The following is a 6116-nucleotide window of genomic DNA, read 5'->3' as shown; positions in this document are numbered from 1 at the left end:
CCAGGCATTCCTCACCCTCAGGCGGCTCGACCCAAAAGCCCGGACGCCGGCCTGACCCTCTACCAGGTCCTCGACGCACTCCAGGACCTGCTGAGGTGCTGGACCGGCACCTGCACCACCTGCGGCCGGACCCTTCCCAGAAACAGCCGCAGAAGCAGAAGCAGAACCTAACGAAGCACTACTAGAAGCTCAAGTTTGGTTGGGGTCAAGCGTCGGTGTGGTCCTGCACGCGCCGACCCCGAAGATGTTCTACGGGACATCCCTTGGTGCTGTGATTGCCTAGTACTCCAGCCCCATGACCACGCGCGCCGCATCCAGAAACGCCAGCCGGTTGTCCTCCAGGTAGTCCCGCACGCTCTCACCATCGGGCAAGCCTTCCCACACCGTCCGGTTGAGGTCGAGGAAGTACGCGCGTGCCGCGTCGTGTACGGCCAGGGGGAACTGGATGCGGATGAGCCGCTCCGCGACCCAGAGCCTGTTCATGACGTCCCGGGTCGTGAGGAACCAGGCGTCGGTGTCCTCCCACTCGGAAGGGCGACTGAAGGCGGAGCGTTCGGCCTCGGCCCCCACCTCGATGAACCGCTCCAACAGCGCCAGCCGTTCCCCGCGCCGGGCCTCCGACAAGGCGATCTGCTGTCGTTGCTGTTCAGCGCGTTCCGCTGAGAGTTGAGTCCTGTGCTGGACGAGGTAGGACAACACGCCACCGAGGACAACGCCGCCCAGCGATATGAGTGACACCCAGACTTGACCTGCCATGGCGGTCATCGTGCCACGCCGTCGATCTTTGAGACGATCTCGCTGTGGCGGGGGTGATCACGGCGGCCGAGCCGTGCTGGATGGCCCCGTTCACCGGGCTGAGCGCGCGTCAGTTCGGCAAGCCGGTAAGCGTGCTACGGCGAGAGGGCGGCGCGGATCCGGTCCGCGAGGGCCGGCCGTGGAGCCTGCCGCTGGAAGACCGGATTCCACTGGTGGCCGCGTACAGGCGCACGAACCTGGCCCTGCGGCAGCTCGCCCCGCTCTTCGGCGTCTCGAAGTCGGTGGCCGACCGCATCATCGACCATCTCGGGCCGTCGCTCGCGCTCCCGCCGCGCGGGCGGTTGCGTAAAGACACCGCGCAACCGTAACGACTGCAGGGCGTGGGAACTGTCCGGCGTGGGACGTCGTCGGCCGCACCACGGTCGTCACGGACGGCGGCCAGCGGGGCACCGGTCCGGTCATCCCACTGCCGCAAGCGCGGCCAGGCCGAACTCCCGGAGTTCAAAGAGGGACACCACTCCTCTCACCGCAAGGTCCGCGCGCGCGTCGAGCACGTCTTCGCCCGGATGAAGAGCTGGAGGATCCTCAGAGATCCTTGCGTTCCTGCACACCGGGATCACCAACGCCGGTTCCGAGGGCACCAACCGGGTCATCAAGACAATCGCCCGCGACGCCTACGGCTTCCGCAACCCCGGCGACCAGCGCTTACGCACCCGCTGCGCGACCACCCGTCGAGCCCTTGGACACCTCGATGCCCGCTAATTTCGTTGAGCCCGCGCCCTGCAATCGTGTTGGCTAGCAGCACCGAACTGTCAGTACCGCAGGTGTCCGCCTGGCTGTAGCAGGGAGTTAAACGTGCAGGACATTGTTGTCGACCCGGTTGCCCACAACCGGGCAGCCTGGGACAAGTGTGTCCAAGAGGGCATCGAGTGGTCGAGGCCGGTGAGTGCTGAGGATGTCGAGCGCGCCCGCATGGGCGACTGGTCGATTGTTCTCATCGGGCGTGAGCCGGTCGACCGTTCCTGGCTGCCGGCGGACCTGACCGGCAACGACGTGTTGTGCCTGGCCTCCGGCGGTGGCCAGCAGGGTCCCATCCTCGCCGCCGCAGGGGCGCGGGTCACCGTATTCGACAACTCACCCCGCCAGCTCGGCCAGGACCAGATGGTGGCGGCGCGCGACGGACTCGAGCTGCGCACCGTCCTGGGCGACATGCGCGACCTCAGCGCCTTCGGCGACGCAACATTCGACGTCGTATTCCATCCGGTCTCTAACCTGTTCGTACCGGACTTGGCACCGGTGTGGCGTGAGTGCTTCCGCGTTCTGCGGCCGGGCGGAACTCTGCTCGCGGGCTTCCTCAACCCTGATGCGTACTTGTTCGACCACGAGGCGCTCGACGAGCGCGGCGAGCTGATCGTCGTCCACAAGCTGCCCTACAGCGATGTCACGCAGTACTCCGCCGAGGAACGCGCCACGAAGTTCGGCGCGGATGCCCCTCTTGAATACAGCCACACCCTCACCGACCAGATCGGCGGGCAACTCGCCGCGGGGTTCGTCGTCACCGGCTTCGCGGAAGCGCCGCACCAGTCCAACGCATCCGCTCAATACATGTCGAACTATTTTGCGACGCTGGCGGTCAAGCCGGGCTGATCCAGCCGTGGGGCCGACCGGGACGGCCGTGTCTCCGAATGGCCAAGTGGCGCGCTGTGGCTGCACACCGGGCTGCCGGTCGGACCGGGATTGATCCAGAAACCGGACCGCTTCCCGTTACAACCCCGTCACGCGCTCCACGCGCCCGCCCACAGCGTCGTACGCTCGCCCCTCACGAAGCACTCAAGGGGGTCCCGTGAACCGCACAACACTCGCCTGCACCGCAGCCATCATCGCCACCCTCTTCACCGCCACCGCCTGCCAGCCCACCCGAACGACCGGCAACAGCAGCGGCGCCACCACCAGCAGCAGCAGCGCGGGCGACAACAGCAAGGGCAGCACCACCAAGAAGGCGCTCCCGAACTTCGTCGGCATGGGCCTCCAGTCAGCCCAGGACACCGCCCAGAAGGCCGGCTTCTACAACCTCACCTCACACGACTCCCTCGGCCGGGATCGGATGCAGATCCTCGACCGCGACTGGAAGGTCTGCACCCAGACCCCGAAAGCCGGCACCACCGCGAGCACCGAAGCCCAGCTCGACTTCGGCGCGGTGAAGCTCGACGAGACCTGCCCCGCCCACGACCAGACCGCACCGTCCGCAGCGGGCGGAAGCATGCCGGACTTTCACGGCAAGAGCGTGAAGGCCGCCCGTGGCGCGCTCGACTCCGGGACTTCGATCACCGTCAACGACGCGACGGGCGCGGACCGCCTGGTCCTCATCGAGTCGAACTGGCAGGTGTGCAGTCAGCAGCCGGCCGCGGGCGCGAAGCTGAACGGGCAGCCGGTCACGCTGAACGCGGTCAAGTACGGGGAGAGCTGCTCGTAGCGGTTGCGGCCCGGCTGCGCGCCGAACCGCGCATGGTGGGGCCCTGACTGCGCCGGGGCTCCGATCCCCGGCGCTCTCGCGCTTGGCGGTCAGGAGGGCTGGACCTGGTCGAAGAGGGCGAGGGCTTCGGAGGGGTCCGGGCTCACGAGGCGTTCCAGACCGGCCACTGTGATCTTCGCCCACCTGCCTGCCCGTGCCCACATCTGTTCCTCGAAGGCGCGGACGGCCTCGTCCAGATCTCCGGGGCCGGTGGCGATGGACTCGGCGAGTTCGGCGCCTTCCAGCATCGCGAGGTTCGCGCCCGCCCCCAGTGGGGGCATCAGGTGGGCGGCGTCGCCCAGGAGCGTCACCCCGGGGACGTGGGTCCAGGTGTGGGACACGGGCAGGACGTAGAGGGGGCGGTGGACGAAAGCGGTGCCGTGGCGGAGGAGGTCGAGGACGGGAGCGGCCCATCCGTCGTACAGAGCCAGCAGGCTCGACCGCACGGCCTCGACGTCGGCCGGGTCCAGGTGTGTGTGCCAGTCCAGCGGCGCGCGGAACTGGGCGTGCACCTTGACGTGGCCGCCGCTGTTGCGCTGGGCGACGAGAGCCCGGTTCACACCGTAGACAGCCAGGGAACCGTCGCCTATCAGCCGGGCGAGGCCGGGGTGGCGGGTGTCGACGTCGTCCAGGGAGGTCTCGACCGAGGTGACGCCGGTGTAGTGCGGCGTCACCGACGAGACTGCCGGGCGGACCCGGGACCAGGCGCCGTCCGCGCCGACCACGAGGTCGAACGTCTCCTGCCGCCCGTCCGCGAAATGGACCAGCACGCCCTCCCGGCTCTTCGGCACCACCTCCGTCACGCCCCGGCCCCACTGGACGTCCAGAGGCCCGAGCAGCAGGTCACGCAGTTGCCCGCGGTCGATCTCGGGATTGGCCCGGTCGTCCGGACGGGGTCGCCAGTCGCGCAGGACGGTTCCGTCCGTGTCCAGGATGCGCATGGCCTGCCCCTCGGGCCGGGACAGCGCCTGGAACTCCGCCAGCAGCCCCGCCTTGTCCAGTGCGAGCTGGCCCATCCCTTCGTGCAGGTCGAGCGTGCCGCCTGGGGGGCGGGCGTCGGGGGCGGGATCGCGTTCGAGGACGGTGACGGGGTGATCATGGCGGTGCAGGACACGGGCGAAGGTAAGGCCGGCGGGGCCGCTCCCGACCACTGCGATGCGGCGTCTCATGTCGATACACTGTATTGCCTCATTACAATGCATCGCAACAGTACGATGTGGCCATGACTGTGTGGGACCGGCCGGAGCCGCCGACTCGCCCCGTGCCGCTCGACCGGGAGCGGATCGTCGCCGCCGCCATCGCGCTGGCCGACGAGGGCGGGCTGGAGGCGGTGTCGTTGCGCAAGGTCGCCGCCCGGCTGAACGCCGGCCCGATGCGGCTGTACGGCTACATCTCCACCAAGGAGGAGCTGTTCGACCTCATGGTGGACGAGGTCCACGCCGAGATTCTCCCCGAGGAGCAGCCCGGTGACTGGCGGGAGGCGCTGCGCGTCCTCGCCCACCGCACCAGGCGGACCGCTCTCCGTCACGAATGGCTGGCCGACCTGCTCGGCGGCCGCCCGGCCCTGGGCCCGAACGGCCTCGCCGTGACCGAGGCCAAACTGGCCCCCCTCGACGGCCTCGCCGGCCTCGACACCGTCATGCGCGCCGCGGAGACTGTCAGCGCCTACGTCACCGGCGCGATCAGGCGCGAGATCGCGAACCTGCGGGCCCAGCGCGCCACGGGCCTGTCCAAGCGCGACTGGCAGCGCGCCTCCGGCCCGCATGTGACGAGGATGCTGGCCACGGGCCGCTTCCCGGCGCTGGCCAAGGCCGTCTACGACGGCACGGACGTGGACGCCGAGACATCCTTCGCGACCGGCCTGGACTGGGTCCTTGACGCCGTGGCCGCCAAGCTCACCCGGCCGCCGGCGTGACGCTCAGTCGACCGCCCGGCAGAACTTCGTCCTGAACGAGGCCGGCATCGAGGACCCCGTCATCTTCGGGGAAGACCCGGGCAACTCCGGCTGCCTCCGCCCCTCCAGGGGGGTAGACCTGCCGGTCGACCATCTCCAGCTTTGGGGACCCGCAGGGTCCATCCGCTGAGCTGCTGGGAGCGCCGACCGTACTCACCTCGGAGCAGCAGGAGTTACTTCCGCCGGCGGATGCCCCGGGCGGCCGGGGCGGAGAGCATGGCCGGGTACCTGTCCCCCGACCTGATGGTGGTGCGCATGCCTCCCTCCGCCGGATCGCGGCCGGTGGCCACGCCCGCCGGCGACGGCGCGCGACGGCGTTCGGGCCCCCGGCTGTCTCAAAAGGCCCGGAAGAGCATGGTCGTCGTGCATGTGGTCGTCTCCGTCAGCTGGTTGGCACTGATGCTCTGCCTGCTCACCCTGGGGACGAGAGCGCTGGCGACGGACGATGCCGACACCCTGCGGACCGCCTACCGGTCGATGGCGATGCTGGGAGACGTCCTGATCATCCCGCTGAGCCTGCTCACGATGGCCAGCGGCGTGGTACTGGCCCTCGGCACGCCCTGGGGGCTGTTCCGGTACTACTGGGTCAGCGCCAAGTTCTGGCTGACCCTCGCGGCGACGGCGGCCTCGATCTTCGCCCTCACCGCCAGACTGCACGACGCGACGGACGCGGTCGCCCGGCTTCCGGTGGGCCCCATCTCCGGCATGGATCTGGGATTCATCCGCTACAACATGGTGATCGTCCCCACCGTCGCGCTCCTGCTGTATCTCACCAACGTCACCCTGTCCGTCTTCAAACCATGGGGCCGCAGGCCCGCCTCGAAGTGAACTCGGACAAAATGCGCTTCCGTCCCTACATCCCAGGAGATCACGCAAGGTCACCGACAGGCTGGT

The 6116-nt window shown here is 68.9% G+C and carries 7 protein-coding genes and 1 pseudogene; 6 read left to right on the top strand and 2 right to left on the bottom strand.

The window, feature by feature from the left end; translation table 11 throughout:
* Positions 1–279: 279 nt before the first annotated feature.
* A complete protein-coding gene (locus ACF1A5_RS08625; RefSeq protein ID WP_392192091.1) occupies positions 280–765 on the bottom strand; it encodes a hypothetical protein in 486 nt (161 codons plus the stop codon).
* A 35-nt stretch (positions 766–800) separates the two neighbouring features.
* On the opposite strand from ACF1A5_RS08625, the pseudogene ACF1A5_RS08620 reads away from it, so the two are divergent.
* The 4 genes and pseudogenes from ACF1A5_RS08620 to ACF1A5_RS08605 form a co-directional block, all read left to right on the top strand.
* A pseudogene (locus ACF1A5_RS08620) lies at positions 801–1349 on the top strand (transposase family protein); the annotation flags it as partial.
* Positions 1348–1518, top strand: a complete 171-nt coding sequence (locus tag ACF1A5_RS08615; protein ID WP_392192110.1) for a transposase — start codon at positions 1348–1350, stop codon at positions 1516–1518. The pseudogene ACF1A5_RS08620 and the gene ACF1A5_RS08615, both read left to right, overlap by 2 nt.
* A gap of 93 nt (positions 1519–1611) precedes the next feature.
* Positions 1612–2403 carry a class I SAM-dependent methyltransferase gene (locus ACF1A5_RS08610; protein ID WP_392192090.1) on the top strand — a complete coding sequence of 264 codons (792 nt, stop codon included), beginning with the start codon at positions 1612–1614 and terminating at the stop codon, positions 2401–2403.
* 196 nt (positions 2404–2599) lie between these two features.
* On the top strand, positions 2600–3229 hold the full coding sequence (locus ACF1A5_RS08605; RefSeq protein WP_392192089.1) for a hypothetical protein: 630 nt from the start codon (positions 2600–2602) through the stop codon (positions 3227–3229).
* A gap of 89 nt (positions 3230–3318) precedes the next feature.
* On the opposite strand, the gene ACF1A5_RS08600 is transcribed toward ACF1A5_RS08605, so the two are convergent.
* Positions 3319–4437 (bottom strand): FAD-dependent oxidoreductase, encoded by a 1119-nt coding sequence (locus ACF1A5_RS08600; protein WP_392192088.1) that lies wholly within the window; start codon positions 4435–4437, stop codon positions 3319–3321.
* A 53-nt stretch (positions 4438–4490) separates the two neighbouring features.
* On the opposite strand from ACF1A5_RS08600, the gene ACF1A5_RS08595 reads away from it, so the two are divergent.
* The gene (locus ACF1A5_RS08595) at positions 4491–5183 is read left to right on the top strand and encodes a TetR/AcrR family transcriptional regulator (RefSeq protein ID WP_392192087.1); all 693 of its coding nucleotides are present in this window, start codon (positions 4491–4493) and stop codon (positions 5181–5183) included.
* Between the two features lie 255 nt (positions 5184–5438).
* Entirely contained in the window at positions 5439–6050 is a 612-nt protein-coding gene (locus ACF1A5_RS08590; RefSeq protein WP_392192086.1) for a DUF2269 domain-containing protein, read from the top strand.
* Positions 6051–6116 lie beyond the last annotated feature (66 nt).

It is taken from the genome of Streptomyces sp. NPDC014864 (assembly GCF_043081525.1).
In the GTDB taxonomy this organism is placed as follows: Bacteria; Actinomycetota; Actinomycetes; order Streptomycetales; family Streptomycetaceae; genus Streptomyces.
The sequence above is the reverse complement of the archived record's forward strand: the minus strand, read 5'-3'. Positions and strand labels throughout refer to the sequence as shown.